The 25,273-nt window shown below is 71.3% G+C and carries 24 protein-coding genes; 16 read left to right on the top strand and 8 right to left on the bottom strand.

The annotated features are described in order from the left end of the window. Window positions 1-29: 29 nt before the first annotated feature. From AB0G11_RS28010 to AB0G11_RS27990, 5 genes are all read left to right on the top strand, one after another. A complete protein-coding gene (locus tag AB0G11_RS28010) occupies window positions 30-422 on the top strand; it encodes a hypothetical protein (protein WP_357589431.1) in 393 nt (130 codons plus the stop codon). 46 nt (window positions 423-468) lie between these two features. After that, window positions 469-795: a DUF202 domain-containing protein gene (locus tag AB0G11_RS28005; protein WP_219506609.1), complete on the top strand. Its 327-nt coding sequence runs from the start codon at window positions 469-471 to the stop codon at window positions 793-795. A 51-nt stretch (window positions 796-846) separates the two neighbouring features. Then, the gene (locus AB0G11_RS28000; protein WP_219506607.1) at window positions 847-1,176 is read left to right on the top strand and encodes a DUF202 domain-containing protein; all 330 of its coding nucleotides are present in this window, start codon (window positions 847-849) and stop codon (window positions 1,174-1,176) included. Window positions 1,177-1,233: 57 nt separating this feature from the next. Beyond that, on the top strand, window positions 1,234-1,539 hold the full coding sequence (locus tag AB0G11_RS27995) for a hypothetical protein (protein ID WP_219506606.1): 306 nt from the start codon (window positions 1,234-1,236) through the stop codon (window positions 1,537-1,539). Between the two features lie 125 nt (window positions 1,540-1,664). Then, entirely contained in the window at window positions 1,665-2,084 is a 420-nt protein-coding gene (locus tag AB0G11_RS27990) for a hypothetical protein (protein ID WP_357589429.1), read from the top strand. A gap of 150 nt (window positions 2,085-2,234) precedes the next feature. Here AB0G11_RS27990 and AB0G11_RS27985 read toward each other — a convergent pair whose 3' ends face one another. Both AB0G11_RS27985 and AB0G11_RS27980 read right to left on the bottom strand, forming a co-directional pair. Then, the gene (locus AB0G11_RS27985; protein ID WP_219511381.1) at window positions 2,235-4,055 is read right to left on the bottom strand and encodes an ABC transporter ATP-binding protein; all 1,821 of its coding nucleotides are present in this window, start codon (window positions 4,053-4,055) and stop codon (window positions 2,235-2,237) included. Then, window positions 4,052-5,773: an ABC transporter ATP-binding protein gene (locus AB0G11_RS27980; protein ID WP_219511378.1), complete on the bottom strand. Its 1,722-nt coding sequence runs from the start codon at window positions 5,771-5,773 to the stop codon at window positions 4,052-4,054. Before AB0G11_RS27980 ends, AB0G11_RS27985 begins: the two co-directional genes overlap by 4 nt. A gap of 150 nt (window positions 5,774-5,923) precedes the next feature. On the opposite strand from AB0G11_RS27980, the gene AB0G11_RS27975 reads away from it, so the two are divergent. From AB0G11_RS27975 to AB0G11_RS27960, 4 genes are all read left to right on the top strand, one after another. Continuing rightward, on the top strand, window positions 5,924-6,403 hold the full coding sequence (locus AB0G11_RS27975; RefSeq protein ID WP_357589427.1) for a nucleoside deaminase: 480 nt from the start codon (window positions 5,924-5,926) through the stop codon (window positions 6,401-6,403). A 174-nt stretch (window positions 6,404-6,577) separates the two neighbouring features. Continuing rightward, window positions 6,578-8,872 carry a tetratricopeptide repeat protein gene (locus tag AB0G11_RS27970; RefSeq protein ID WP_357589425.1) on the top strand — a complete coding sequence of 765 codons (2,295 nt, stop codon included), beginning with the start codon at window positions 6,578-6,580 and terminating at the stop codon, window positions 8,870-8,872. 163 nt (window positions 8,873-9,035) lie between these two features. After that, the gene (locus AB0G11_RS27965) at window positions 9,036-10,190 is read left to right on the top strand and encodes an FxsB family cyclophane-forming radical SAM/SPASM peptide maturase (protein ID WP_219511371.1); all 1,155 of its coding nucleotides are present in this window, start codon (window positions 9,036-9,038) and stop codon (window positions 10,188-10,190) included. Window positions 10,191-10,200: 10 nt separating this feature from the next. Then, complete coding sequence (locus AB0G11_RS27960) at window positions 10,201-11,505, top strand: HEXXH motif domain-containing protein (RefSeq protein WP_357589423.1); 1,305 nt, start codon at window positions 10,201-10,203, stop codon at window positions 11,503-11,505. On the opposite strand, the gene fxsT is transcribed toward AB0G11_RS27960, so the two are convergent. Beyond that, complete coding sequence (gene fxsT, locus AB0G11_RS27955; RefSeq protein WP_357589421.1) at window positions 11,495-14,029, bottom strand: FxSxx-COOH system tetratricopeptide repeat protein; 2,535 nt, start codon at window positions 14,027-14,029, stop codon at window positions 11,495-11,497. The genes AB0G11_RS27960 and fxsT overlap by 11 nt on opposite strands. A 156-nt stretch (window positions 14,030-14,185) precedes the next feature. Here fxsT and AB0G11_RS27950 point away from each other — a divergent pair, with 156 nt between their 5' ends. Together AB0G11_RS27950 and AB0G11_RS27945 are read left to right on the top strand one after the other, a co-directional pair. Beyond that, on the top strand, window positions 14,186-14,338 hold the full coding sequence (locus AB0G11_RS27950; RefSeq protein WP_219511366.1) for a hypothetical protein: 153 nt from the start codon (window positions 14,186-14,188) through the stop codon (window positions 14,336-14,338). 426 nt (window positions 14,339-14,764) lie between these two features. Then, window positions 14,765-16,015 carry an MFS transporter gene (locus AB0G11_RS27945; protein ID WP_357589419.1) on the top strand — a complete coding sequence of 417 codons (1,251 nt, stop codon included), beginning with the start codon at window positions 14,765-14,767 and terminating at the stop codon, window positions 16,013-16,015. A gap of 33 nt (window positions 16,016-16,048) precedes the next feature. Here AB0G11_RS27945 and AB0G11_RS27940 read toward each other — a convergent pair whose 3' ends face one another. Beyond that, on the bottom strand, window positions 16,049-17,173 hold the full coding sequence (locus AB0G11_RS27940; RefSeq protein WP_357589417.1) for a ferritin-like domain-containing protein: 1,125 nt from the start codon (window positions 17,171-17,173) through the stop codon (window positions 16,049-16,051). A gap of 83 nt (window positions 17,174-17,256) precedes the next feature. Between AB0G11_RS27940 and AB0G11_RS27935 the strand changes: the two genes are divergently transcribed. Continuing rightward, window positions 17,257-17,943 carry a TetR/AcrR family transcriptional regulator C-terminal domain-containing protein gene (locus tag AB0G11_RS27935; RefSeq protein WP_219511359.1) on the top strand — a complete coding sequence of 229 codons (687 nt, stop codon included), beginning with the start codon at window positions 17,257-17,259 and terminating at the stop codon, window positions 17,941-17,943. A 2-nt stretch (window positions 17,944-17,945) separates the two neighbouring features. On the opposite strand, the gene AB0G11_RS27930 is transcribed toward AB0G11_RS27935, so the two are convergent. Beyond that, entirely contained in the window at window positions 17,946-18,413 is a 468-nt protein-coding gene (locus AB0G11_RS27930) for a transglycosylase SLT domain-containing protein (protein WP_219511356.1), read from the bottom strand. Window positions 18,414-18,790: 377 nt separating this feature from the next. On the opposite strand from AB0G11_RS27930, the gene AB0G11_RS27925 reads away from it, so the two are divergent. Continuing rightward, on the top strand, window positions 18,791-19,276 hold the full coding sequence (locus AB0G11_RS27925) for a glutathione peroxidase (RefSeq protein ID WP_219511354.1): 486 nt from the start codon (window positions 18,791-18,793) through the stop codon (window positions 19,274-19,276). A gap of 18 nt (window positions 19,277-19,294) precedes the next feature. Here AB0G11_RS27925 and AB0G11_RS27920 read toward each other — a convergent pair whose 3' ends face one another. After that, window positions 19,295-20,359 (bottom strand): LacI family DNA-binding transcriptional regulator, encoded by a 1,065-nt coding sequence (locus AB0G11_RS27920; protein WP_357589415.1) that lies wholly within the window; start codon window positions 20,357-20,359, stop codon window positions 19,295-19,297. A gap of 176 nt (window positions 20,360-20,535) precedes the next feature. Between AB0G11_RS27920 and ugpC the strand changes: the two genes are divergently transcribed. Then, on the top strand, window positions 20,536-21,753 hold the full coding sequence (gene ugpC, locus AB0G11_RS27915) for a sn-glycerol-3-phosphate ABC transporter ATP-binding protein UgpC (RefSeq protein ID WP_219511350.1): 1,218 nt from the start codon (window positions 20,536-20,538) through the stop codon (window positions 21,751-21,753). Between the two features lie 159 nt (window positions 21,754-21,912). Here the strand turns inward: ugpC and AB0G11_RS27910 are convergent, their stop codons facing one another. Further along, the gene (locus AB0G11_RS27910) at window positions 21,913-22,662 is read right to left on the bottom strand and encodes an SDR family oxidoreductase (RefSeq protein WP_357589413.1); all 750 of its coding nucleotides are present in this window, start codon (window positions 22,660-22,662) and stop codon (window positions 21,913-21,915) included. A gap of 329 nt (window positions 22,663-22,991) precedes the next feature. On the opposite strand from AB0G11_RS27910, the gene AB0G11_RS27905 reads away from it, so the two are divergent. Further along, window positions 22,992-24,074 (top strand): PQQ-dependent sugar dehydrogenase, encoded by a 1,083-nt coding sequence (locus AB0G11_RS27905; RefSeq protein WP_357589411.1) that lies wholly within the window; start codon window positions 22,992-22,994, stop codon window positions 24,072-24,074. Here the strand turns inward: AB0G11_RS27905 and AB0G11_RS27900 are convergent. Further along, complete coding sequence (locus tag AB0G11_RS27900; RefSeq protein WP_357589409.1) at window positions 24,034-24,360, bottom strand: carboxymuconolactone decarboxylase family protein; 327 nt, start codon at window positions 24,358-24,360, stop codon at window positions 24,034-24,036. The genes AB0G11_RS27905 and AB0G11_RS27900 overlap by 41 nt on opposite strands. A 313-nt stretch (window positions 24,361-24,673) precedes the next feature. Between AB0G11_RS27900 and AB0G11_RS27895 the strand changes: the two genes are divergently transcribed. Further along, window positions 24,674-25,270 (top strand): hypothetical protein, encoded by a 597-nt coding sequence (locus AB0G11_RS27895; RefSeq protein WP_357589406.1) that lies wholly within the window; start codon window positions 24,674-24,676, stop codon window positions 25,268-25,270. The last annotated feature ends 3 nt before the right edge of the window (window positions 25,271-25,273 follow it).

Below are 25,273 nucleotides of genomic sequence, written 5' to 3'. Positions count from 1 at the left end.
ACCGGCGGCCCGTTGGGTAGGGTCGAGATATGTCTCGCCCACGCAGCCGCTTCGTGCCCCTGCTCGCCTTCTCCGCGTTCGTGTTCGCCGCCGGATGCGGTGAGGTGAACGACACGATCGACCGGGCCCAGGCCTGTCTCGAAGCTCCCAAGATCGTCGGAGAGCTGACCGCGCAGCTCACCTCCCTGGCCAACGACCCGCAGGCCATGGAGAAGGCCCTCGACAGCACCGCCACCAAGCTCGGTGAGGTCGCCGACGGCGCGGCCAACACCACGCTCAAGGAAGCCACCGACAAGCTGGCCGGCACGCTGGCCGGCATCAACGTCCAGAATGCCAACGACGCGGTCGACGCCGTCCAGAAGGTCGGCACCGACACGGCCGTCTATCTGGAGAAGGTCGCCACGGCCTGCACCGGAGGCTGAATCCCGGTTTCTCTAGGGAGAATAGGTACGAACTACCGTTTTTCTCATGGAGCCCGACCCGCGTTTCACCCTCGCCAACGAACGCACGTTCCTCACCTGGCTGAGCACCGCCCTGGCGCTGAGCGCGGGCGGCGTGGCCATCGCGGCGGTGCCCGCCGACGTGTTCGTCCCCTGGCTGCGCACGGTGCTCGCGGTCGTGCTCGTCACCCTGTCGGCGCTGGCCGCGGGCCTGGCCTACCCGCGCTGGCGCAACATCCAGCGCGCCCTGCGCGCCGAGGCGCCGCTCCCGCCGCCCGCGCTGGCCGCGGTCTTCGGCTACGGCGTCGCCGCCGTGGCCGTGCTCGCCCTCGTCCTCATCCTGCTCGCCGCGTGAGGGCCAGGTCGCGCATGCCGTCCCGTCCGGCGTCGCAGGCAGGGAGGTGAGATGTCGGAGGAGATCTGGGACCGGGGGCTGCAGAGCGAGCGGACGCGCCTGGCCTGGGTGCGCACCGCCGTGACGCTGGCCACCGGCGGCCTGGGCGCCACCGGGCTGGCCGCCCGCGCCGGGCTGCCCCTGCCCGCCCTGGCCGCCTTCGCGCTCGCCGCGCTGTGCGGGGCCGTCCTGCTCATCAGGACCCACGTCCGCTTCCGCCGCGTCCAGCAGGCGCTGCACGGCGGCCACCCGCTCGACAACGGCGCCGACGCGCTGCTCGCCTGGCTCGGCACCCTCGCCGTCGTCGCCGGCGCCCTGACCTTCGTCATCGCCGTTCGCTGACCCTGCTTGCGGGTACTCCGTCAGCAGGCGGACACTCGAAGTGAGGAGGTGACCTCCATGGACGAAGAGCGCAGGACCGTGCCCTTCGAGTGCCGGAGCTGCTGGCATGTCTGGGAAGAGGACTACCTCGTCCGGCACGTGCCGGGGCGGCACGGAGCCGAGAGCGAGGTGTGGATGCGCGGGGGAGTGGCGGTGCCGCCGCCCGCGCCGAGCGGCGTCGTCTGCCCGCGCTGTGGCTGCCAGGGGGCTGTCATGTTCCCCGACGGCTACCTCGCCCACCATCCGGAGCTGGTCGAGTCCGGCGAACCCGCGCCGCCCGACCCCACCCCGCTGCTGAGCCCGGTGCCCAAACGGTTCTATTGACTCCATAACATGACGGAGGGTGAGCTTTCCCTAACGGAAGGTGTCACAAGGCCCATCTTGCCGGTGGTATGAACCGGGCGGACACTCGGTGCGGATGGCGGTCCGTTACCGGGGGGGTGGTCCTGGTGCACGATGGTTTCGACACTCATCAGCTGTGGCCCTACGAGTGCCTGCGCTGCTGGCACGTATGGGAAGCGCGCTACACGGTCAGGCGGCTCGACGACGGGCACGGTCACCCCGTCGAGGTGTGGCTGAGCAACGGCGTCCCCGTGCAGCCTCCCTGGGCCGGGGCGTGCTGTCCCGGCTGTGGAGCGTTCCACGTGACCTCGTTCCCGCCGGGCTACCTCAGCCGGCACCCCGAGCTGGTCTCGGCGCCCGAACCGGCGCCGGTTCCGGCCCCCGCGCCCGTCGAGCCGCTGCCCGCGGCCACGCCCGTGCCCGCGATGCGGCCCAGGCGGCTGCTCCTCGGGCTCGGCGTACCGGTGCTGCTGATCGCCGGGTACGAGCTCTACCGGGTGGTTTTCGCGGTCGCGCACACCAACTAGCGGCCGTGCCGACCAACTGGCGGCGTACGCCGGCCGGCCGGTGCGCGGCCGGCCGGCGTACGCCTGCCGGGAGGGGCGGGCCGCCTCAACGGAGAGGCGGCCCGGCGGAACGAAGAGGCGGCCCGGCGGAACGGAGAGGCCGCGCGATGCTCAGCTGAGGCTGTCGAGCCAGGCGCGGTGCAGGCTCGCGAACCGGCCGGAGGCGGCCACGAGCTGGCCGGGCGCGCCGTCCTCGACGATCTCGCCCCGCTCCATGACCAGGACCCGGTCGGCGATCTCCACCGTCGACAGCCGGTGCGCGATGATCAGCGCCGTGCGGTCGGCCAGGATCGTGCGCAGCGCCCGCTGGACGAGCCGCTCGCTCGGCACGTCCAGGCTGGACGTCGCCTCGTCCAGGATCAGCACGGCCGGATCGGCCAGGAACGCCCGCGCGAACGCGACGAGCTGCCGCTGCCCGGCCGACATGCGCCCGCCGCGCTTGCCGACCTCGGTCTCGTACCCGTCGGGCAGCGCCGAGATGAACTCGTGCGCCCCGATCGCCATGGCGGCCTCGCGCGCCTCGCGGTCGGACGCGTCCGGCCTGCCGAACCTGATGTTCTCCATCACCGTGCCGCTGAACAGGAAGTTCTCCTGCGTCACCATGACCACGGCCCTGCGCAGCGTGGCCTCGTCCAGCGTGCGCAGGTCGACGCCGTCGAGCAGCACCCGCCCGGCCGTCGGGTCGTAGAAGCGGGAGATCAGCTTGGCCAGCGTGGTCTTGCCGGCCCCGGTCGAGCCGACCAGCGCCACGCTCTGCCCGGCGGGGATCGTCAGGTCGAGCCCCGGCAGGATCGGCATCTCCTCCACGTACGCGAACCGGACCCCCTCGAACCGCACCGCGCCCCGCGCCTCGGCCAGCGCGTGCGGCTCGCGCGGCTCGGGCACCGCGGGCTCCTCCTCCAGCACGCCGGACAGCTTCTCCAGCGCCGCGCTGGCCGACTGCAGCGTGTTGTAGAACTGGCTGATCTCCTGCATCGGCTCGTAGAAGCCGCGCAGGTAGAGCAGGAACGCGGTGAGCACGCCGACCGTCACCTCGCCGTGGAAGGCCAGGTAGCCGCCGTAGAACAGCACCACCGCCACGGTCACGTTGCCGATCAGCTTGATCCCCGGCATGAAGATCGCGATGAGCTTCATGGCCCGGACGTTGGCCTGCCGGTAGTCGTCGTTGAGCTGCTGGAAGATCTCCTGGTTGCGCGGCTCGCGGCGGAACGCCTGCACGGCGCGGATGCCGGTCATCGACTCCACGAAGTGCACGATGACCAGCGCTACCGTCTCGCGGGTGCGCCGGTAGACGAGCGCCGACTGCCGCCGGAACCAGCGCGTGAACAGCAGCAGCAGCGGCAGCGGCACCAGCGCCACCAGCCCGAGGTGCACGTCCAGGACCAGCAGCAGCGCCGCCGTGCCGAACATCGTCAGCACCGCCGTCACCAGCCCGTCGAAGCCCGACTGCAGCAGCTCGGCGATGGCCTCGATGTCGGAGGTGAGCCGGGAGATGACCCGCCCCGAGGTGTACTTCTCGTGGAAGCTCAGCGACAGCCGCTGGAAGTGGTCGAACACCCGGCGGCGCAGCTCCAGCAGGATGTCCTGGCCGATGCGGCCCGACAGCTTGAGGAACCACTGCCGGGTCACCGCCTGCGTGGCCGCCGCCGCCAGGATCACGCCGACGACGGTCAGCAGCGTGCCCGGCCCGGTGCCGCGCAGCATCGGCGGGATGCCCGCGTCGATGCCGACCTTGACCAGGTACGGGATCGCCAGCCCCGCCGCGTTCGAGACGACGATCACCGCGGTGAGCAGCGCGATCGCCTTGTGGTGGGGTTTCAGCAGGTCACCGAGGAGCTTGCGGGAGCGTGCCCGCAGCAGCCCGCTGACCTTGTCCGTCAGCTCGTCCTGGTCCTCCGAGGCGACCCCGCGCCAGGTCGTCGTCGCGGTCATCGCAGCGCTCCTTCGGACGGGTCGAGGTCGGCGTCCTGGGCCAGCAGCTCGCGGTAGGCCGGGACCTCGTTGAGCAGGTCCTGGTGACGGCCCACGTGCGTGATCGTGCCGCCGGACAGCAGCGCGACCTTGTCGGCCAGCAGCACCGTGGAGGCCCGGTGCGCGACCACGATGCCGGTCGCCTCGCGCAGCACCTCCCGCAGCGCCTCCTCGACCAGCGCCTCGGTCTCCACGTCGAGCGCGGACAGCGTGTCGTCCAGCACCAGGATGCGCGGCCTGCTCAGCACGGCCCGCGCCAGGGCCAGCCGCTGCCGCTGCCCGCCGGACAGCGACAGGCCCTGCTCGCCGATCCGCGTGTCGAGGCCCCACGGCAGGTCGTACACGAACATCGCCTGCGCGGTGCGGATCGCGGCGGCGAGCTCCTCCTCGGTGGCGTCGTGGCGGCCGAGCGTCAGGTTCTCGCGCACGCTCATCGAGAACAGCGTCGGCTCCTCGAACGCCGTGGCGACGATCGAGCGCAGCTCGGGCAGCGCCAGCTCGCGCACGTCGCGGCCGTCGATGGTGACCCGCCCGGCCGTGACGTCGAGCAGCCGCGGCACGAGCGCCGTCAGCGTCGTCTTGCCCGACCCGGTCGCGCCCACGATCGCGACGGTCTCGCCGGGCCGCACGTCCAGCCAGACGTCCCGCAGCACCGGCCGGTCCGCGCCGGGGAAGCGGAACTCCACGCCCTCCAGCCGCAGGTGGCCGCGCGGCCGTTCGATCGCCGCCTGCCCGCCCACGATGTCCGGGACGGTGTCCATGACCTCCAGCACGCGGTCGGCGGCGGTCATCGACTCCTGCGCCATCGCCAGGATGAAGCCGAGGCTCGCGATCGGCCACACGAGCTGCAGCACCAGCGTGGTGAACGCGAGCAGCGCGCCCAGCGTCAGCGCGCCCTGGCCGACCGCCAGCGCGCCCAGCAGCAGGACCAGCGCCAGCGTGAAGTTCGGGATCATCTCCAGGAACGTGAAGAACCGCGCCGACAGCCGCACCTTGCCCATCGAGGTGGCGTGCAGCTTGCGCGCGGACTCGTCGAACGTCTCGTACACGTGGTGGCGGCGGCCGAACGCCTTGATCGTCCGGACGCCGATCGCCGCCTCCTCGACGAACGTGGCCAGATCGCCCTGCTCGTCCTGCACCTGCCGGGAGATCTTGATGTAGCGCTTCTCGAACCGCAGCGACAGCAGCACGATCGGCACCGCCGAACCGGCCACGAGCAGCCCCAGCGGCCAGTAGAGGTTGAGCAGCAGCACGGTCACGGTCACGAGCTGCAGGATGTTCATGACCAGGAACAGCATGCCGAAGCCGAGGAAGCGGCGGATCGTCGACAGGTCCGTGGTCACCCGTGACAGCAGCTGACCCGACTGCCACTCGCCGTGGAAGCTCATCGGCAGCCGCTGCAGGTGCGCGTACACGTCGTCGCGGATGCTCGTCTCCAGGCCGAGCACCGGCCCGGTCTGCGTCCACCGGCGCAGGAACGTGAGAAGCGCTTCGACGACGCCGAGCCCGAGCGCGATCAGCCCGAGCGTGAGCAGCGCGCCGGAGTCACCGGTGCGCACGGGTCCGTCGACGACCCGCTCGCCGACGAGGGGGAGCGTGATGCTGACGCCGATGCCGGCGATCGCGGTCAGCCAGATGAAGATCAGCTTGCCGACGTAGGGGCGGAGATAGTGCCTCATCCGCCAGAGGGAGATGGATTCGAGCAGGGGACGGCCAGGGGAGCTCGTATCTGGAGGCATTCCTCCAAGGCTAGTACGGCCGATCAACCCATTTTCGGGCGGTGAGGAGGTCGTGGCGGGCATGGCAGGGTGGCGTGGCAGGGTGGTTCCATGAACGAGACAGACCTTCGTCACCTGCGCCGATGCGCCGAGCTCGCCGCCGAGGCGCTGGCCGCCGGCGACGAGCCGTTCGGCTCCCTGCTCGTCTCGGCCGACGGCGCCGTCCTGCTGGAGGACCACAACCACGTGGTGGCCACCGGCGACCACACCCGCCACCCCGAGTTCGAGATCGCCCGCTGGGCGGCCGCCCACCTCACCCCCGCCGAACGCGCCGCCGCCACCGTCTACACCTCCGGCGAGCACTGCCCGATGTGCGCGGCCGCGCACGGCTGGGTGGGCCTGGGCCGGATCGTGTACGCGTCCTCGTCGGAGCAGCTCGGGCAGTGGCTCGCCGAGATGGGCGTCGCCGGGCCGCCGGTCCGGCCGCTCGGCATCCGGGAGGTCGTCCCGGACGCGGTGGTGGACGGCCCGGCCCCGGACCTGGCCCCTCAGATCCGCACCCTCCACCGCCGCTTCCACGGCCTGACTTGACCGGACAGTTTGCAGGAATCGGAGCGGGAAGTTCGAAATGTCCGGGCGGGAATGGCGGAGTGTCAATTATCCGCGAGCGCGCCGGATGATATCCGCGCGGTGAGGATACGGTTACGCGCCTGCCATCCTCGGTGAATTTCCTCTTTATGGTTAATGTCCTCATAGCGTAGAGACATGGAGTTGGTGGCGACGATCGCCGGTGTGATCGCTGCTCTGCTCGCGGTGCCCGCGGCGCTGATCGCGGTGCCGCCGATGGCGGGCCTGTGGCGGGACCGGCGCCGCAGGCGCGCCACCCTGGCCAGGGGAGTTTCCGGTCACCGCCCCACCGTGCGGGCCGACGCCCCCGACGTCCCGGGCGTGATCGGCTCGGTCGAGGCGCCCATCGGCCGCCTGCCGGGCTCCGTCCGCGGCCGCGAGGACCTGATGCGGCGGCTACGGCAGGCGGCCGCGGCGCCGGGCGCGCCGGTGCAGGTCCTCGGCGGCATGGGCGGCCTGGGCAAGACGACGATCGCGCTCAAGCTCGCCGAGGAGTTCCGCCAGCAGCAGCGGGTGGTCTGGTGGGTCGAGGCCACCAGCCGCGGCCAGGTGGAGACGCTGCTCCTGCAGGTGGCGCAGGACGACCTCGGGGTCCCGCCGGAGAACGTCCAGGACGCGCTGGCGGGTCGCCGCAACGCCGCCGACGTCTTCTGGGGCGCGGTACGGCGCACCGGCAAGGTCGGCGGGTTCGCGCTGATCCTCGACAACGCCGACGACCCGCACGCCGTGCTGGCCCCGCCCGGAGGCGCCGCCGGCGAGGGCAACGGGTGGATCCGCACCAGCCAGATGTGCGTGACCGTGGTGACCTCCCGCGACCGTGACCCCCGGACGTGGGGGCCGCTGTGCGAGGTGCACGCGATCGAGCCGATCGACGAGGGGGCCGCGGCGCAGATGCTGCGCGACCTGGCCCCCGAAGCGCCCGACAAGGACCGCGCCGCCGAGCTCGCCCGCAGGCTGCAGTGCCTGCCCCTGGCGCTGCACCTGGCCGGAACCCTCATCGCGTGGCCGCACAGCGCATTCCGCACCTTCGCCGCCTACCAGCAGGCTCTCGAAGGGGACATGGTGGGCATCCTGGACCTGCGCCCCGACACCTCCCAGCCGCCGCCGGACCGGCAGGTGGTGGCCAGGACCTGGCAGCTGTCGTTGCGCACGCTCCGGGACCAGCAGGTGAAGGAGGCCTCCACCATCGCCCTGGTGATGGCCCAGCTCGCCGACGCCCACACCATCCCCTCCGGCCTGCTGCACCCGGGCCGGCTCGGCGCGCTCATCGGAGCCACCTCCAACCAGGTCGCCGTCGCGATCGAGGCCTTGGCCAGGGTCGGTCTCACCGACCCGACCTCCGACGGCGACATCCCCGGCTTCCGGCTGCACCCGCTGGTGGCCGAGACACTGCGGGTGGCCAGGCCGCCGCGGCTGCGCATCCCGCCCCAGCGCAGCGACGTCCAGCAGCGGGCCTGGGCGATCGCCCTGCACCTGCTGCACGCCGAACTGGGCGAGCTCGACCCCGCGCAGCCGTACGACTGGCCGATGGGGGTCCTGCTGGAAGCCCATCTGCGCGCCCTCATCGGCCGCTGCCCCGGCAACCCTCCGCGCGACCTCCTGCGCGGGCTGGCCTCAAGCACGTCGACCGTCATCGACGTGCTGCGCGAGTACGGCTCCTATCCCGACGCCTCGCAGCTCGCCGACGAGGCCGTCCGCGTCACCGGGACGCTGTCGGCCCGTGACCCGGCCCTGCTCCAGCTCCGGCACAGCCTGGCCATCCTGCTGCACAAACGGGGCAGCTTCCGGCAGGCGGAGGACGAGCTGCGCAAGGTGCTGGCCGACCGGGAGCGGGTGCTCGGCCCCGACCATCCCGACACGCTGCTCACGCGGCACAACCTGGCCGCCAACCTGCACCGGCAGGGCAATCTCCGCGAGGCGGAGAAGTACTACCGCGAGGTCCTGAACGACCGCAGGCGCGTCCTCGGCGCCGACCATCCGGACACGCTGCTCACCGGGCACCACCTCGGCCGGGCGCTGCAGTCCCGCGAGGAGTTCCGCAAGGCGGCGGAGTCGTACCGGGACACGCTGGACAACCAGCGGCGCGTCCTCGGCCCGGACCACCCGCAGACCCTGAACACGCGGCACAACCTGGCCACCGTCCTGGCCGACCTGGAGCTGTACCAGGAGGCGGAGACGGACCTGCGGCAGGTGCTGGCCGATCGTAAGCGGGTCCTCGGCGAGGAGCACCCCGACACGCTGCTCACCCTGTACGACCTCGCCACCACCCTGCACAAGAGGGGCCGGTTCGAGGACGCGAAGGAGGCGTACGAGCGGGTGCTGGCCCACCGGGAACGGGTGCTGGGCGCCGACCACCCCGACACCTCGCTCGCCCGGCACGGCCTGGCCCTCGTGCTCATCGATTTCATGGAATTCCGCGACGATCCACCGTGATTAATGGCCGCGCTTTTATGGGCGTTAAGGCTGGTCTCCTCAATCGGCCGGGACTCGGCTAGCATTGCGGATTACACAAGTTCCCGGGGCAGGCACGGGGTGTTGCGCGATGACATTCCTAGAACCAGCACGAGAGTGGCCCGCCACCCTCGATGTGCCCCAAATGCTGCAGGACGGCTGGGAGCCCCGGCCCTTCCGGCAATTTCTCCTGAAAGTGCACAGCCGGTGCAATCTGGCGTGCGACTACTGCTACGTCTACACCCTGGCCGACCAGAGCTGGCGATCACGCCCCAAGATCATGGCGCCCGAGCTCATCACCACCGCCGCCGCCCGCATCACCGAGCACGCCGAACGCCACCAGGTCGACTCCGTCCGGCTCATCCTGCACGGCGGCGAGCCGCTCCTGGTCGGCCACGCCTACCTGCGCGACGCCGTGGAGACCATCAGAGCCCACGCCGGTCCTGGCCTGCGCGTCGACGCGGCGGTGCAGACCAACGGCGTCCTCCTCGACGACGACGCGCTGCGCTGCTTCGCCGACCTCGACGTCAAGGTCGGCGTGAGCCTCGACGGCAGCCCGCGCGGCAACGACCGCAACCGCCGCTTCTCCGACGGCCGCGGCAGCTACGAGCCGGTCGCCAAGGCGCTCCGCCTGCTGACGAGCCCGCCCTTCGAGCACCTCTACAGCGGCCTGCTGTGCACGGTCGACCTGGCCAACCACCCCGTCGAGACCTACGAGGCGCTCCTGGAGTTCAGGCCGCCGATGATCGACTTCCTGCTGCCGCACGGCACCTGGGAGTCACCGCCGCCCGGCCGCTCTCCCGACCCCAAGAAGACGCCCTACGGTGACTGGCTCGTCGCCGTCTTCGACCGCTGGTACGGCTCCAGCGGCGAGACCGTCGTCCGCCTCTTCGAGGAGATCATCCACATGCTCCTGGGCGGCAAGTCCGCCAGCGAATCGGTGGGCCTGACCCCGACGAGCCTCGTGGTGATCGAGACCGACGGCACGATCGAGCAGACCGACGCGCTCAAGGTGGTGCAGCACGGCGCGCCCGCCACCGGCCTCAACATCGTCGACCATCCCTTCGACCTGGCCCTGGAGCATCCCGGCATGGTCGCCAGGCAACTCGGCTGGGAGGCGCTGAGCGACACCTGCAAATCGTGCCGGTTCGGCAGGGTGTGCGGCGCCGGCCTCTACCCGCACCGCTACCGGCCGGGCACCGGGTTCCGCAATCCCTCGGTCTACTGCTACGACCTCTACCGGCTGATCGGGCACATCCACTCGCGTCTCGTCAGAGACCTGCGGCGATCCTCCACGTGAAGGGAACTCCATGGAACCACGCTCCCACCGCTTGCCCGGCGAGGTGCTGTCCCGGCTGGCGGCCGGCGGGGGCGGGGCCGCGGCCATGCGCCACCTCGTCGCCGCCGAGCGCAGCAAGCACCGCCTGCTGGTGCTCGGCGTCGCGCGGCTGGCCGGGGCGAAGGAGGTGGAGCACGCGTACGACGTGCTCGCGGGCATCGAGAAGAAGCGCCCGGACGCGGTCGACGCCGTGCTCGGCCACCCCGCCGTCGGCGGCTGGGCCGCGCACACCGTACAAGCCCTGACCCGTGGGGACGGGGCACCGCCGGACGATCCCGCGTCCGGCCCGTACGGCGGGGCCGCGCAGCTCGGAGCGGTGGCCGCGGCGGCGGCCGTGCGGGCCGGGGCCGCGTGCCGGACGGAGGCGCCCGCGCCGCGGGGCCGGGTCACATTGCCCTCCCTCGGACAGCTCGTCCTCCCCGGCGCCGCCGACCTGGTCGAGCTGCGCGTGCACGCCGACGGCGTGGTCGAGGCCGGCGGGAGGCGCGTCCTGGCCGGAGAACGGGAGCAGCCCGGCTGGGAGCCGCTGGCCCGGATCCGGACCGGCGACGAGGGACTCAGCCTGCTCGTCGACGACCTCGACCCGCACCGGTGGACCAGCGAGACGGTCGTCGACGGCCGCCTGCCCGCAGCCGAGCTCCGTGCCTGGCAGGCGTGCCTGGACGCGTCATGGCGGATGCTCCTGCGGCACCACTGGACCATCGCCCAGGAGCTGGGCGCGATCATCACCGTGCTCACCCCGATCCGGCCCCCGGCCCAGGGCATGAACAGCGCCTCGGCGGCCGGCCGGTTCGGCGCGATCGCGATGTCCACCCCGCCCGACGGCCGCTGGCTGGCCTCCACCTTCGCCCACGAGGTGCAGCATGCCAAGCTCGGCGCCGTCCTGGACGTCATGGACCTGCTGGAACCGGACGACGGCCGCCGCTACTACGCCCCCTGGCGGCCCGACCCGCGCCCGCTGTCCGGCCTGATCCAGGGCGCGTACGCGTATCTGGGCGTGGCGGGGTTCTGGCGGCGGCAGCGGGCACACGAGACCGACCTGCGCCCGCACATCGAGTTCGGCCGGTGGCGCGAGTCGGCGCACGAGGTGACGGGGACCCTGCTCGACAGCGGACGGCTCAACGCGGCCGGCAAGCAGTTCGTCACCGCCATGCGCACCACTCTGTCGGCCTGGCTCACCGAGCCGGTGCCCGCCGAGGCCCTGGCCGCGGCCAGGGCGGAGGCCGGCGGGCACCGCGAGGCCTGGATCGCCAGGAACGGGCGCATCACAGCGTGAGCGGGTCGAAGTCCCAGTTGAAGCGCTCACCGGTCGTGGCGTGGAGCCGTTCGGGATGGTCCTTCGGGAACTCCCTGTAGCGCGCCAGGGTCGTCTCGTACAGGTCTTCGGCCTCGGCGACGCTGCCCGAGGCGCGCAGGTCCATGGCCAGGTTGACGGCCGCCGAGAGCGTCAGCGGATGCCGGTCGCCGAAGAAGTCGTGCACCTGCTGGTAGGTCCGCCTGCCCAGCTCGCGCGCCCCGGCGACGTCGCCGAGGGCGGCCAGGTCACTGGCCAGGTTGACGGAGCCCGCGAAGGTGTAGCGGTGGCGCTCGCCGAGCACCTCCCGCAGCCCGTCGCGCGCCTCGCGGTCGAGCTCGCCGGCCCGTCGGACGTCGCCGCGCAGACGGTAGAGCAGGGCCAGGTTGATCTGGCAGCCGTAGGTGAAGGGGTGCTGCGGGCCGAAGACCTCCTGGTAGCGGGGGAGCACCGTCCGGGCCAGCGCCATCGCCTCCTCCTCGCGCCCGCTCTGGCGCAGCGTGTTGCTCAGGGCGACCATCGCGGCCATCGTCTCGGGATGCTGGGAGCCGAAGAGCTTGACCAGCCGCGCGTGCGTCTCCTCGATCAGCTCCAGCGCCCCGGCGACGTCGCCGATCCGCCGGCGGGCGATGGACAGGTCACGGGCCGTCATGAGCGTGAGCTGGTGCTCGACCTGCAGCTCGCGGCAGCCGTGCGCGTAGGCCTCCTCGCCGAAGTCGCACGCCTGCGCGTGGTCGCCGCAGGCCCGCACCACCCGGGCCAGGCCGTTCCAGTACATCTGCACGTCCCACTTGCTCACGTCCGCGCGCGTGCTCGACAGCTCCAGGAAGGCCAGCTGCTGGAGCCTGCGGGCGGTCTCGTACTCGCTGAGCAGGGCGTGGTCGAGCGCGAGGTTGTTGATCACGCGCAGGGTGGCCGGGTCGGTGGCGCCGAACACCCTCTCGTAGGCGTCCAGCGTGGCGGTGTCCTGCTGGAACGCCTCACGGAACTTGCCCTGGGCGCGCAGGTTGGCGCCGAAGGTGAGGGCGACGCCGAGCGTCTCCGGATGCTCCGGGCCGAACTCCTCCCGCATCAGCTCGAGCGTCTCCTCGTTCAGCCTGCGGGACTCGTCGTAGCGGCCGATCTGCCACAGCACGTTGCCCAGCTGCCTGCGGATGCGCAGCACGTTGTGGTCTCGCGGGCCGCCCCGCCGCGACCAGCTTTCGAGGAACTCCTCGGCGAACGCCTGCGCCGAGTTGTAGCTGGCCACCCGGTAGAGGTAGCGGACGATGTTGATCGCGAAGTCCTGCACGGCCTCGTGCGTGCTCGTGGCGATGCCGACCGGCCTCAGGTGCGGCACCAGGTCGTAGAAGGCCGGCCACTGCGTGGTGTCCTCGGGGTTCGTCGGCGCCCCGCCGGCCAGCAGCTGGTGCACCTCGTGCCGGATGGCCTCGCGCTCGTCCTCGGCGAGCGAGTCGCGCAGGAGCGCCTGGACGAGCCGGTGGACCTGGACGGTGCCGGCCTCCTGCTCGATCTTCACCAGGGCGAAGCGGTTGAGCTCGGCCAGAGCCTGGCTGAGCATGAGCGGGTTGGCCAGGATGGGGCCCATCCGCGGGGTGCCGGTCTTGTTGGCCCGCCGGAAGATGTCGCGCGGGATCGGATCGGGGCCGAAGAAGGCCAGGCAGCGCAGCACCTCGGCCGCCTCGGGCAGCCGGGCCTCGATCTCCTGGACCGACAGCTGCCAGGCCGCGGTCATGGAGAGCGGATACTCGGTGGACTTGCCGAGCCCGAGCACGGCCCGGGTCTGGCGGGCGAGCTGCTCGATGTACTCGTCGGTGGTCATGCCGGTCATGACCTGCAGGGCCGCCGCCTGCTCCAGCGCCAGCGGAAGGTCGCCCAGCTCGGTGGCCAGGTGCTCGGCCTCGTCCTGCTCGATGGCGCGCTGGAGGCGCTTGCGCAGGAAGTCGACGCTCTCGCCCTTGGTGAAGACGTCGACGGGCACCGTCTCGGCGACCCCGCTCCAGCGGCTGTTGCGCGAGGTGATCAGCACGTGGCCGGGCCCGCCCTCGGGGATCAGGTCCCTGATGCCCTCGGGGTCGTCGGCGTTGTCGAAGATCAGGAGCCACTTGTCGACCGGGTCGCCGCGCTGAAGGGCGTCGCGCACGGACGCGGCGGCCTCGTCGATGCCGACGCTGCTGGGGGAGCGCAGCTTGAGATCGTCGGTGAGCGCCGCCAGCGTGCTGGGGACCAGCATCGGCTGGTCGGCCGGCACCCACCACACGAGGTCGTAGTGGCCGCGGTAGCGCCAGGCGTACTCGATGGCGAGCTGGGTCTTGCCCACGCCGCCGAGCCCTTGCAGGGCCTGGGGGAGCGGGACGACGGCGGCCTTGGTGGAGGTGGTGATGCTCTCCCGCAACTGGGCGAGCAGGCTTTCGCGCCCGGTGAAATTCTTGTTGCGACCCGGGATCTTCTTACCCCAGATTGCGGGCATCCGTGCCGGTTCCGGCGTGCTGACCTGCTCGTCCACGGCGCCTCAGCCCCTCTCGTCTTCCCCTTATTTTCGCTCCTGAGATTGATTCTGGCGAGAAGCGGTCACAGAATCACATAGAGGAAACCAGGGGTGCGCTCAGGGTGCAATTCACCGCATTTGCGGGCGGCCGTAACCAGGCTCAGGGAGGGCCGTATGGAGGATGCGAACGGGTCCGGGCTCATCGATGTCAGCGACATCGACCTGGAAGATCTCAAGAGCTTGGCGATACCCGCCCTGGACCGGGCGTGGCGCAGGTGCGCGGGCCAGGAAGGCGGGACGGTGGCCGGCTTCTCGTCGGCGCTGTGAACATCAGGACCGACCGGCGTGGCGTGAGACGGTCCCGCGGCGACCGCGCACCATGACGAGATGACGGCCACGTACGTTCCGCGGTGAGCGTACGTGGGCGTGCGCCTGTTCCGCCCAGCTGGCGATGCCGGGCGCACGGATGTGCGATGACATCGCATTTGCTCGAAATCGGGCTTTATCGGATTAAATCCGGAGTCGCATGAATTGCCGCCCTATCCTGTGGGCTGGCGTATACCCTCTATGATGCGACAGGCGCGGCATTGTTGCCTGCCGCAAAGGGTCTCTCGTTTGACGTGATTTGACCGAGTATGAGCGCATTGTCGCTGTGTGACGTGTTGTCTTGCTGATCTCCGGAGAATGTGTCGCGACTGATGTCATACGCAGCTGGGCGGAAGCGTGCTTAAGTTTGTTCACATCATGCCGTTTTTGGCAGATTCGCCTGGATTTAAGGGTGTTTTATGGGCGTCGGGCAGCTCTCTCCTCAGCACGCGCACGCTGAACGTCACCTATCCGCTGCTGGCCGTCGCGCTGACCGACTCCCCGGCGTGGATCGGGTGGGTCATGTTCGCCTCGACGGTGCCCGGGCTGCTCTGCTACATCCCGGCGGGCGCGCTCGTCGACCGGCTGGGCGCCCGCAGGGTGCTGGCGTGGAGTGAGACGGCCCGCGCCATCCTCATCGGCTGCCTGTGCGTCGCCATGGCCTCCGGCGTGCTCGGACTGTGGCATCTCGTGGTCGTCGCCCTGGTCGAAGGCGTGCTGTGCGTGATCTCCAATGTGGCCGAGACGGCGCTGGTCCCCACCACGGTGAGCTCGGACCGGGTGGACACCGCTCTGTCCACGCACGAGGCCATGACGCATGCCACCGTTCTGCTGGGGCGGCCGCTCGGCGGACTGCTGCACGGCATCGGCGTCCTGGTGCCCTTCCTGGCGAACGCCGCCATGTTCGCCGTGGCCGCGATCATGCTCCATCGGCTGCCCGACCGGCACCAGGAGCGCACGCGGAAGTCCCCGGCGCAGCTCGGCGCCGGGCTGGCCGAGCTCTGGCGGAACCGGTTCCTGAGGTCGGCGACCCTCGTGACCGCCTGCACGAACCTCATGGTCCAGTGCCTGATCGTGGTGCTCCTGATCACCGCGTCGAGAGAGCGCCTTCCTCCGCTGTACGTCGGCGCGGTCCTCGCCTGCCCGGGGCTCGGCGGCATCGTCGGCGCGTTCATGGCGCCGAGGCGGCACGCCATCTCGCAGTGCATCGGCGCGTGGGCGGGCGAGGGCCGCATGTCGCGGCTGTTCGCCCGGGCCGGGCTGTTGGGGGACGGCCGGTCCACGATGCTGCTGCTCGTCTGGGCGTGCGCGGCGGGGGTCCTGCTCACCCTCGTGTTCCGGCAGAGCTTCCTCTCCTTCGCCGGAGCGCTGGTCGTCGTCGGGCTGGCGGGCGGGCTCAGCAACGTCACCGTGCGGACCGCGCTCAGCCGGGAGCCCGCCCGCGTGACCGCGGCCTCGCGGCTGGGCAGCTACAGCGCCGTCGTGCTCGGGCCGGTCCTGGGCAGTCTCCTCCTCATGCACGTCGAGCCGGCCGTCGTCCTGGCGATCCTCGCCGGCGGCATGCTCATCCTCGCCGGCCTGTTCACGGTGGTGCCCACGTTCAGGAGAAGCCTTTCCCCCCGGGAGGCCGGGCGCTGAACGACGCCCCGGCCCGCCGACGTATGCCTTCGCTCAGTCGTGAGCGTCGAGGGCGCCGAGGGTGATGGTGTCGGCGACCTCGGCGTGGCGTTCGGCCTCCTCCTCGGCGAAGCGGGCCGCGTCCAGCTTCTCGGCGATCTCCTCGTCCTGCCGCATCAGCGCCTCCAGCGACTGGCCGGCCATCTCCAGCACGCCCATGTCCGCGTACGCCTGCTGCAGCCGGGGGCTCCACAGGCCGATGTCCTTGACGCACGGCACGATGCGGCTGAACAGCAGTGAGCGGAACAGCCGCAGGTACTCCGACTCGTCGACCGCCCGCATGGCCTCGTCCACCTCGGCCTTCGTCAGGCCGAGGTTCTCCCACGTCTCGCGTCCGCGCAGCCGGTCGCGCATGAGGTAGCAGCCCTCGATGACGAAGTCCTCGCGCTCGCGCAGCTCCGGCTCCGAGAGCTGGCGGTAGTAGTCGCGCAGCGCCATCCGGCCGAAGGCGACGTGCCGGGCCTCGTCCTGCATGACGTAGGCGAGGATCTGCTTGGGCAGCGGCTTGGTGGTGATGTCGCGCATGACGCCGAACGCCGCCAGCGCCAGGCCCTCGATGAGCACCTGCATGCCCAGGTACGGCATGTCCCAGCGGGAGTCGGTCAGCGTGCTGTCGAGCAGCGCCTTGAGGTGTTCGTTGATCGGGTAGGCGAGGCCGACCTTCTCCTGGAGGAAGCGGGCGTAGGTCTCGGCGTGGCGGGCCTCGTCCATCGTCTGGGTGGCGGCGTAGAACTTGGAGTCGAGGTCGGGCACCGATTCGACGATCCGCGCCGAGCAGATCATCGCGCCCTGCTCACCGTGCAGGAACTGGGAGAACTGCCAGGCGGCGCCGTGCAGCCTGACCTCCTGCCGCTGGCGTTCGTCCATCCGGTCCCACAGCGGGGTGCCGTGGATGGCGATGGTGTGGTCGGGGATGCCGAGCACGTCGTACGGGTCCACTTCCAGGCCCCAGTCGATGCGCTTGACGGAGTCCCACTGCTTGTCCTTGCCCTTCTGGTAGAGGGCCAGCATCCTGTCCCGGCCGTCGTCGTACTCCCAGGTGAACTTGCTGGTTCCGGCCATGTCCACGTTCCACGTGGAGAGCCCGGCGGGGATGGTGTAGAGATCGTGGGTCGACATGGGGACCTCCGGGGGGTCACGTACACCGTACGTCCGTAATCGGAGCTTGCACGTACGGTGTACGTACGTCAATAGAATGAGCTATGAGCACCGAGCCCCTGTCGAGGGCGCGCATCGTGGCCGCGGCCATCGAGCTGATCGAGCGGGAGGGCGCCGACGCGGTCTCCATGCGGCGCATCGCGGCCGAGCTGGGCGTCGGCGTGATGTCCCTCTACAACCACGTGCCCAACAAGGACGCGCTGCTCAGCGGCGTGGCCGAGGCTGTGCTGAGCGAGATCGAGTTCACCGACGACCCGGGCGCCGACTGGACCGACCGGGTGCGCGTGCAGGCCCGCGCCTTCCGGCAGATCGCCCACCACTATCCCCGCTGCACGATGCTCGTCGTCAGCCGGCAGGTCCACTCGCCGGCCGGGATGCTGCCGGTGGAGCGGGCGCTGGCGACGCTGCGCAGCGCGGGGTTCGACGGGGCCGACGCGGTGCGGGTGCTGCGGGTGTTCATCGCGTTCGTCGTCGGGTCGCTGCTGCGGGAGGTCGGGGTGACGCCCGCGTTCGCGCCGCCGCGTGAGGACGCGGCCGATCCCGGCGTGGTCGACCCGGCGCTGTTCCCCGAGGTGCACGCGCTGTCGGCGCTGCTGGACGGCTGCGACCACGAGGGCGACTTCGAGTTCGGCGTCGAGCTGATGATCCGGGCGATCGCCGTGCACCCGGCACGGCGGGAGGGCACCCGCACAGCCGCGGATGCCCTCGGGAAAGCCGACGTCGACACCTGACGTCAGTACCAGTTGTGCGACCGGAAGTGCCCCCAGGCGCCGCACGGCTTGCCGTACCTCCCCTTGATGTAGGCCAGGCCCCACCGGATCTGCGTCTCCGGATTGTGACGCCAATCCCTGCCCGCTCCCCGCATCTTTCCTCCGGGGAGCGCCTGCGGGATGCCGTAGGCGCCTGACGATCTGTTGTATGCGCGGTGGTTCCAGTTGCTCTCCCTGGTCCACAGGTTGTCCAGGCAGTGGAACTCGCGCAGCGGCCACGACCGCTGCACCACCTGGTTCAGGGCGAAACCCTTGCTCCTGCTCTTCGCGTTCCCGGCGACGACCTTCGGCTCGGCGGAGGTCCGCCAGACCCCGGTCCTGACGACCGGGGCGTCCCCGGTCTCGGCCCAGGCGACCGTCGGCGTACCGCTGAACGCGGTGAGGCCGGCGACGGCGGCGAGAGTGATCTGTAGCGTGCGCTTGCTGTCCAATTCAGTCCTCGCGGTCGGGTCGCGTGCGGACGGGCGCTCTCGCTTCCCCGGCGCCCCTGCCGATCCGCGTCCGTGGCTCGCACGCGGAGGGTCCGCGCGGCCCTCCGGGATCCTTGGTTCCGTCCGATCACGCTGGACGGCCCGGAGGGCGCCACGACATGTCCTCTTAGCCGGTTGTAGTACGCGGCCCGACCGGGCTCCGGGACCTGGGACACGCCCCGGACAGGTGTTTGCCGGACGGTGGCCGACAATCGGCGCTCCCGTTGGGCCGGGTTGGCGCGGCCCGGGGCGCGGATGGCCCGCCCTTGCCGCGAAACGGGCGCGCACCTGGGGTTTGAACCGCTCTCGAAGGTGGGATGGCGAGTAGGGTCGGGCGCATGAGTGTTCGAGAGATCCCGGTCCGCACCCTGGCGGACGTGCCCACCACCCTTGCGGACCTGGCGGGCGACGCCGCCCTCCTCATCGTGAACGTGGCCTCCCGCTGCGGGCTGACCCCGCAGTACGCCGGCCTCGTCGAGCTGCACAAGCAGTACGGGCCGCGCGGGTTCAGCGTGGTCGGCGTGCCGTGCAACCAGTTCATGGGGCAGGAGCCGGGCAGCGCCGAGGAGATCCAGGAGTTCTGCTCGGCCACCTACGGCGTCGACTTCCCGCTGCTGGAGAAGGCCGAGGTCAACGGCCCCGGCAGGCACCCGCTGTACGAGAGCCTGACGGGCGTCCCGGACGCCGACGGCGAGGCCGGCGACGTGCAGTGGAACTTCGAGAAGTTCCTCGTGGCCCGCGACGGCACGGTGGCGGCGCGTTTCCGTCCCGGCACGGCGCCGGACGACCCGGCGATCGCCGCGGCCATCGAGAAGGTGCTGTAGGGCCGCGGGAAGCCGGCCTCAGCGGTGCGGACCGCAGCTGCCCCGGACGATGAGCTCGGTCGGCAGCACGACCGTGCGCGGGCGCCGGGCGGCGCCGGTGCGCAGGACCAGCTCGGCCGCGCGATAGCCGATGTCGCGGCCGGGCTGGGCGATCACGGTCAGCGGCGGCGCGCACAGCTCGGCCCACGGCACGTCGTCGTACATGACCAGCGACACGTCGCGGGGCACCCGCAGGTCGAGCTCGCGGGCGGCCAGCACGGCCGCCTCGCCCAGCACGTTGCCCGCCGCGACCACCGCCGACAGGTCCGGGCGACTCTGGAACAGCCCGGAGGCGGCGGCGTAGGCGGCGTCGCGGCTGCCCGTGGCGAAGACGACCAGCTCCTCGTCCACCGGGTCGCCGACCGCCTCGCGGAAGGCGGCCACCCGCCGGTCGTGCCCCGGGCCGCCGAGGAAGGCGATGCGCCGGTGGCCCAGCCCGCGCAGGTAGCGGACCGCCGTACGGATGCCGGCCCGGTCGTCGGCCAGGACGGCGGGCACGTCGACGGGGCGGGCGGGCGGCGCGGCCGGGGCGGGCACGCCGTCCAGGAGCATGAGGTCGCGCACGGTGGAGGAGCCGGCCTGCTCGGCGGCGTCGGCCGGCAGCCGGTCGGCGAACACGACCGCCATCCCCGCGCGGATCGCCGGCCGCCAGGTGTCGGCGCCGCCGGACGGCACCGCGATCACCCGGTCGACGCCCTGCTCCAGCAGCATGCCGATCATCTCGGCCTCCTGCTCGGGGTCGTCGGCGGTGGAGGCGAGCACGACCGGTTCGCCCGCCGAGCGGCCGCAGGCGAGCACGCCCTCGGCCAGCCGGCCGAAGAACGGGTCGGTGAGGTCGGGCACGAGCAGCCCCATGCCGCCGGTGCGGCGCTGGCGCAGGTTGCGGCCCAGCGCGCTGGGCCGGTAGTCGAGCTGGGCGGCGACGGCGAGCACCCGCTCACGGGTGCGCGGGCTGGCCGAGCCGCCGGACAGCACCCTCGACACGGTGGCCACGCCCACGCCGGCCGCCTCGGCCACGTCCTTGATGGTCGCCCGCTTTTCCATGGAAACGATTCCATCATGCTTTCCGGAATCCGGGAAGTCCTCAGGGACAGCAGGGCTGGTCACGCCCAAACCCTTGACACCGATGTCCGTTTCGGGTGAGATGCTTGAAAACGTATCCACGAAAGTGGAAACTCCGCACAACATCGGGGTCAAGCCCTGGAGCGCGAAGGACAGTCATGGCATCCATCGTTCTGACCAACGTCGACAAGATCTACGCCGGTGGCGTGAAGGCCGTGAACGGGCTCAACCTTGAGATCAAGGATGGCGAGTTCATGGTGCTGGTCGGCCCCTCCGGTTGCGGCAAGTCGACCGCGCTCCGGATGATCGCCGGCCTCGAGGACATCAGCGGCGGCGAGATCGCCATCGGCGACAAGGTGGTCAACCACCTGCCGCCGAAGGACCGCGACATCGCGATGGTGTTCCAGAACTACGCGCTCTACCCCCACATGACGGTCGAGGAGAACCTCGCCTTCGGCCTCAAGCTTCGCAAGATGCCCAAGGCCGAGATCCAGCAGCGCGTCAACGACGCCGCCAAGATGCTGGGCCTGGAGACCTACCTCAAGCGCAAGCCGGCCGCCCTGTCCGGTGGTCAGCGCCAGCGTGTCGCCATGGGCCGCGCCATCGTCCGCGAGCCGCAGGCCTTCCTCATGGACGAGCCGCTGTCCAACCTGGACGCCAAGCTCCGCGTCTCCATGCGCGCCTCGCTCAACCAGATGCACGAGCGCCTCGGCGTCACCACCGTCTACGTCACGCACGACCAGGTCGAGGCCATGACCCTCGGCGACCGCGTCTGCGTGCTCCGCGACGGCCTCCTCCAGCAGGTCGACACGCCGCAGAACCTGTTCGACAAGCCGGTCAACCTGTTCGTCGCCGGCTTCATGGGCTCGCCGTCGATGAACTTCGTCACCGCCGAGCTGGTCCGCGACGGCGGCGCCGCCGTCACCTTCGCCGGCATCAAGCTGCCGATCCCCGACTCCACCTTCACCGAGAAGCCGGGCCTCGACCAGTACATCGGCAAGAAGATCATCCTCGGCATCCGCCCGTCGGACTTCGAGGACGCCGCCTCCGCCGGCAACCACGCCAACGGCTGGGCCACGCTGCCCGTCAAGGCGGAGGTCACCGAGGAGCTCGGCTCCGAGATCAACGTCCTGTTCCTCATCGACGCCCCGCCCGTCGAGCACAAGGACACCGTCGCCGCCGCCGACAAGGGCGACGAGGAAGAGGCCACGCTGCCGCTGGCCGGCGACAAGTCGCTGTGGACCGCCCGCGTCAACGCCCGCAGCCACGCGCGCCCCGGCCAGAACATCGACCTGGTCCTCGACACGCACAACCTGCACTTCTTCGACACCAACTCCGGCCTGGCGATCGGGCACCCGGCCAACGTCGGCCGCTAGTCACCGACCGCCGATTCCCGGCCGCGAGCCCGCTCGCGGCCGTCCCGGGCCCTCACCGCGACCCCCTCCCGCGGCGAGGGCCCACCTCTTTTCCGGGGTACGGGCTGCCGCGTCGCGGTGTGCCGTGCCTGGAGCGTCGTGCGGTGTCGTGCCGCGCCGTCAGCGGCCGATGCGGGCGGAGATCCGGGCCGCGATGCCGTGGGGGACGAGCCGGCCGGCGTTGAGGATGACCTTGTAGCGCAGCGACGGCACCGAGACCCGCTTGCCCAGCGCCAGGTCGCGCATCGCCGTACGGGCCACGTCGTCGGCCTTCAGCCACAGGATGTCGGGCATTCCCGACATGTCCATCGAGGCCCGCTGGTGGAACTCCGTCCGCACGAACCCCGGGCACAACGCCATCACCCGGACCCGCGCGCTGCCCGCCTCGGCCGCCACCGACTCGCTGAAGTTGACCACCCACGCCTTGCTCGCGCTGTAGGTGCCCCGGGTGAAGAACGCCGCCACCGACGCCACGTTGATCACGCCGCCCCGGTCGCGCTCCCGCATCCCCGGCAGCGCCGCCAGCGTCAGCCGCAGCACCGCCTCACAGTGGACCTTGAGCATCACCAGCTCGTCCTCCACCGGCGTCTGCAGGAAAGCGCCCTTGTGGCCGAACCCGGCGTTGTTCACCAGCAGGTCGACGCCCTCCCGGCAGCGGGCCTCGGCACGCGCCAGGCCCTCCTCGGTCGCCAGGTCGGCGGGCAGCACCTCCACCGGGACGCCATAGCGCAGGCGCAGCCGCCCCGCCTCCTCGGCCAGGCGGCCCTCGTCGCGCGCCACCAGGACCAGCGAGAAACCGTCGGCGGCCAGCCGCCGTGCGAAAGCGGCGCCGATGCCGGCGGTGGCGCCCGTGATCAGTGCGGTAGGCATGCCAGAACCCTAACGCCCCCACCCCACCCCTCCGCGAACCCCCGGCCCCACCGGAAAGGCCCGCCGCGTGCTGGGGCGGGCGCCCGCTTCGGGAGGGGGCCGCCGCCCGCGTGGTGCGGTGCTCTCCGGAGGGAACGGGTGCGGTGTGCGTGTCCGCCCCAGCCCTCGCCCTCGCACCCGTGTGCGGGGGTTCGTTCCGAAAAGGGGGCCGCCTGCTCCCTGGGGGTGGGGCGGGGTGGGGGTGGGCGTGGCAGGATGGCGGGGTGGGTCTTGTGCGGGCTGTGCCGGTCGCCTTACTGGGCGTCGTTCTGGTCGCTTGTTCGGCGGGTGTGCCGGAGCGTACGCCCGAGAAGGCCGTGACGACGGCGGAGGCCGGGCCGTCCGGCACCGGCGGTGAGGCGGCGGCGGGGAAGGTGCGGCTGACGCGGGTCGCCGAGCTGGAGCGGCCCGTGGCCTTCGCCGTGCGTAAAGGGGACGACCGGCTGTACGTGGCCGAGCAGGGCGGGAAGCTGCGCACCACCGACGGCGCGACGATCGTGGACCTGTCGGGCGAGGTGAGCGACGGCAACGAGCAGGGCCTGCTGGGCGTGGCGTTCCATCCGTCGGGCCGCTGGCTCTACCTCGACTGGACCGACGCCGACGGCACCACGCACGTGACCGAGTGGGCCTACGACGGCACCAAGGCCACGGCCCGGCGCGACGTGCTGACGCAGAAGCAGCCGTACGCCAATCACAACGGCGGCCAGCTCGCCTTCGGCCCCGACGGCTACCTCTACGTCGCGCTGGGCGACGGCGGCAGCGGCGGAGACCCGGAGGGCAACGGCCAGGATCTCGGCACCCTGCTCGGCAAAATCCTGCGCATCGACCCGCGCGGCAACCCGTACAAGATCCCCGAAGGCAACCCGTTCGCGGACCGGGAGGGGGCGCGGCCGGAGATCTGGGCGTACGGGCTGCGTAATCCGTGGCGGTTCGGGTTTGACCGGGAGAGCGGCGATCTGTGGATCGGCGACGTGGGCCAGAACGCCTGGGAGGAGGTCGACCGCCAGCCGGCCGGCTCGGGCGGCGGCGAGAACTACGGCTGGAACCTGCGCGAGGGCAAGGCCGGGTTCGGCGCGGGCGGGCAGGCGAAGGACCTGGTCGACCCGGTGATCGTCTACCCGCTGGGCGAGGGCGGCGCCTGTTCGGTCATCGCCGGCTTCGTCTACCGCGGCTCGAAGATCGACTGGTTGCGCGGCCGGTTCCTGTACGGCGACTTCTGCGCGGGCTGGATCAGGGCGACCCCGGCGGACAGGCCGGGCGAGGGTGAGGAGATCGGGCGGGTGGATCAGCTGTCGTCGTTCGGCCAGGGCCACGACGGCGAGCTGTACGCGCTCAGCCTCCAGGGCCCGGTCTATCGGATAGATCCCGCCTGACCCGGTCGATCAGGTCCTCGACCTGGCCGTTGAGCCGGGCGCCGCGTGACCAGCCGGCGTAGTGGGTGAGCAGGACGACGACCTCGCGCAGTTCGCTCTCGTTCAGGTCGCCGGTGCGCAGGGCGGCGTCGAGCTGTTCGGCCACCTGGTCGTCGAGGCCCTGCCCGACGAGGAGCCCGAGCAGGACGAGGCGGCGCTCCCGGTCGGAGAGCGCGTCGCGCGACCACACCTCGGCGAAGGCGCGCTCGGCGGCCATGCCGTAGGAGTCGACGGCCGGTTCTGTCATGGCTGGCTCCGGTCGTGCGTGAGGGGAACCTCCATCTTCGGCTACTTCTCGCCGCGCACCAATGCAGGCGCGCCAAAGCCGCGGTTTCCTGTTGATCTGTAACAAGTAAGGCCGGTGTACGGCCAAGATTTGGTCAAGATTTCTCATCGTGCATCGGGCTCACCGGATCCGAAAACGGGCACAACAACGTCGGTGCCTCGTCATTGGAGGTAGGACCCCAGTGAAGATCCGGTGAGGAAGACACGGGCGTGGGTCGCGCTGACGGCCGCGATCTCTGTTGCCGGTTGCGTGCGGGCAGCCGGAGTTCACCTACGTGCGCGACAGGGACGGCACCACCTACTTCAAGGTGCCCGCCTCGTTCGCCAGGATCGACGCCTACCCGCTGGAGCTCGTGTTCAGCGGCGACAGGCCGGGCTCGCAGGCGGCGCTGGAGCGCAGGCGGCGGGTCTGGTCGGCGGCCTTCGACCAGGCGCGGGAGCCGGACGTGGACCACCTGTTCGGCTCGCGGGAGCCGTTCGTGTACGCGGCCGTGCACCGGCTGACCGGGCCGCAGCGCGACGTGGTGTCGCTCGACCGGCTGCGCGACTTCGTCCTGCCGGTGACCGAGGAGTCGCGCACGGCCTACCTGGGCCGGGTGCTGGAGTCGGGGCGGCCGCCGCTGTTCAGCGGGTTCGAGCGGCTCAGCGACGAGCCCGTCCGGCTGGACGACGGCGCCCGGGGCGTACGGGTCCGCTACAGCTACCGGATCGGCGCCGGACACCAGACCTTCGACCAGACCGCCATCCTCGACGGCTCCGGCTCCACCGTCTCGGTCATGCTCATCGCCTGCCGGCCGGACTGCCACGTGGCCCGCCGGGCGGAGTTCGACGAGATCGCGCGTTCGTTCAAGCTGCTGCGGCTGCCCGGATGAGGG

This window comes from Nonomuraea sp. NPDC023979 (assembly GCF_040639085.1).
Lineage (GTDB): Bacteria > Actinomycetota > Actinomycetes > Streptosporangiales > Streptosporangiaceae > Nonomuraea > Nonomuraea ceibae.
The sequence above is the reverse complement of the archived record's forward strand: the minus strand, read 5'-3'. Positions and strand labels throughout refer to the sequence as shown.

What these genes read in the sequence shown, in the direction of transcription:
- AB0G11_RS28010 (WP_357589431.1), top strand. Translation starts at nt 30, where the DNA reads ATGTCTCGCCCACGCAGCCGCTTCGTGCCCCTGCTCGCCTTCTCCGCG.
- AB0G11_RS28005 (WP_219506609.1), top strand. Translation starts at nt 469, where the DNA reads ATGGAGCCCGACCCGCGTTTCACCCTCGCCAACGAACGCACGTTCCTC.
- AB0G11_RS28000 (WP_219506607.1), top strand. Translation starts at nt 847, where the DNA reads ATGTCGGAGGAGATCTGGGACCGGGGGCTGCAGAGCGAGCGGACGCGC.
- AB0G11_RS27995 (WP_219506606.1), top strand. Translation starts at nt 1,234, where the DNA reads ATGGACGAAGAGCGCAGGACCGTGCCCTTCGAGTGCCGGAGCTGCTGG.
- AB0G11_RS27985 (WP_219511381.1), bottom strand. Translation starts at nt 4,055, where the DNA reads ATGACCGCGACGACGACCTGGCGCGGGGTCGCCTCGGAGGACCAGGAC.
- AB0G11_RS27980 (WP_219511378.1), bottom strand. Translation starts at nt 5,773, where the DNA reads ATGAGGCACTATCTCCGCCCCTACGTCGGCAAGCTGATCTTCATCTGG.
- AB0G11_RS27975 (WP_357589427.1), top strand. Translation starts at nt 5,924, where the DNA reads ATGAACGAGACAGACCTTCGTCACCTGCGCCGATGCGCCGAGCTCGCC.
- AB0G11_RS27970 (WP_357589425.1), top strand. Translation starts at nt 6,578, where the DNA reads ATGGAGTTGGTGGCGACGATCGCCGGTGTGATCGCTGCTCTGCTCGCG.
- AB0G11_RS27965 (WP_219511371.1), top strand. Translation starts at nt 9,036, where the DNA reads ATGCTGCAGGACGGCTGGGAGCCCCGGCCCTTCCGGCAATTTCTCCTG.
- AB0G11_RS27960 (WP_357589423.1), top strand. Translation starts at nt 10,201, where the DNA reads ATGGAACCACGCTCCCACCGCTTGCCCGGCGAGGTGCTGTCCCGGCTG.
- AB0G11_RS27950 (WP_219511366.1), top strand. Translation starts at nt 14,186, where the DNA reads ATGGAGGATGCGAACGGGTCCGGGCTCATCGATGTCAGCGACATCGAC.
- AB0G11_RS27940 (WP_357589417.1), bottom strand. Translation starts at nt 17,173, where the DNA reads ATGTCGACCCACGATCTCTACACCATCCCCGCCGGGCTCTCCACGTGG.
- AB0G11_RS27935 (WP_219511359.1), top strand. Translation starts at nt 17,257, where the DNA reads ATGAGCACCGAGCCCCTGTCGAGGGCGCGCATCGTGGCCGCGGCCATC.
- AB0G11_RS27925 (WP_219511354.1), top strand. Translation starts at nt 18,791, where the DNA reads ATGAGTGTTCGAGAGATCCCGGTCCGCACCCTGGCGGACGTGCCCACC.
- AB0G11_RS27920 (WP_357589415.1), bottom strand. Translation starts at nt 20,359, where the DNA reads ATGGAAAAGCGGGCGACCATCAAGGACGTGGCCGAGGCGGCCGGCGTG.
- ugpC (WP_219511350.1), top strand. Translation starts at nt 20,536, where the DNA reads ATGGCATCCATCGTTCTGACCAACGTCGACAAGATCTACGCCGGTGGC.
- AB0G11_RS27910 (WP_357589413.1), bottom strand. Translation starts at nt 22,662, where the DNA reads ATGCCTACCGCACTGATCACGGGCGCCACCGCCGGCATCGGCGCCGCT.
- AB0G11_RS27900 (WP_357589409.1), bottom strand. Translation starts at nt 24,360, where the DNA reads ATGACAGAACCGGCCGTCGACTCCTACGGCATGGCCGCCGAGCGCGCC.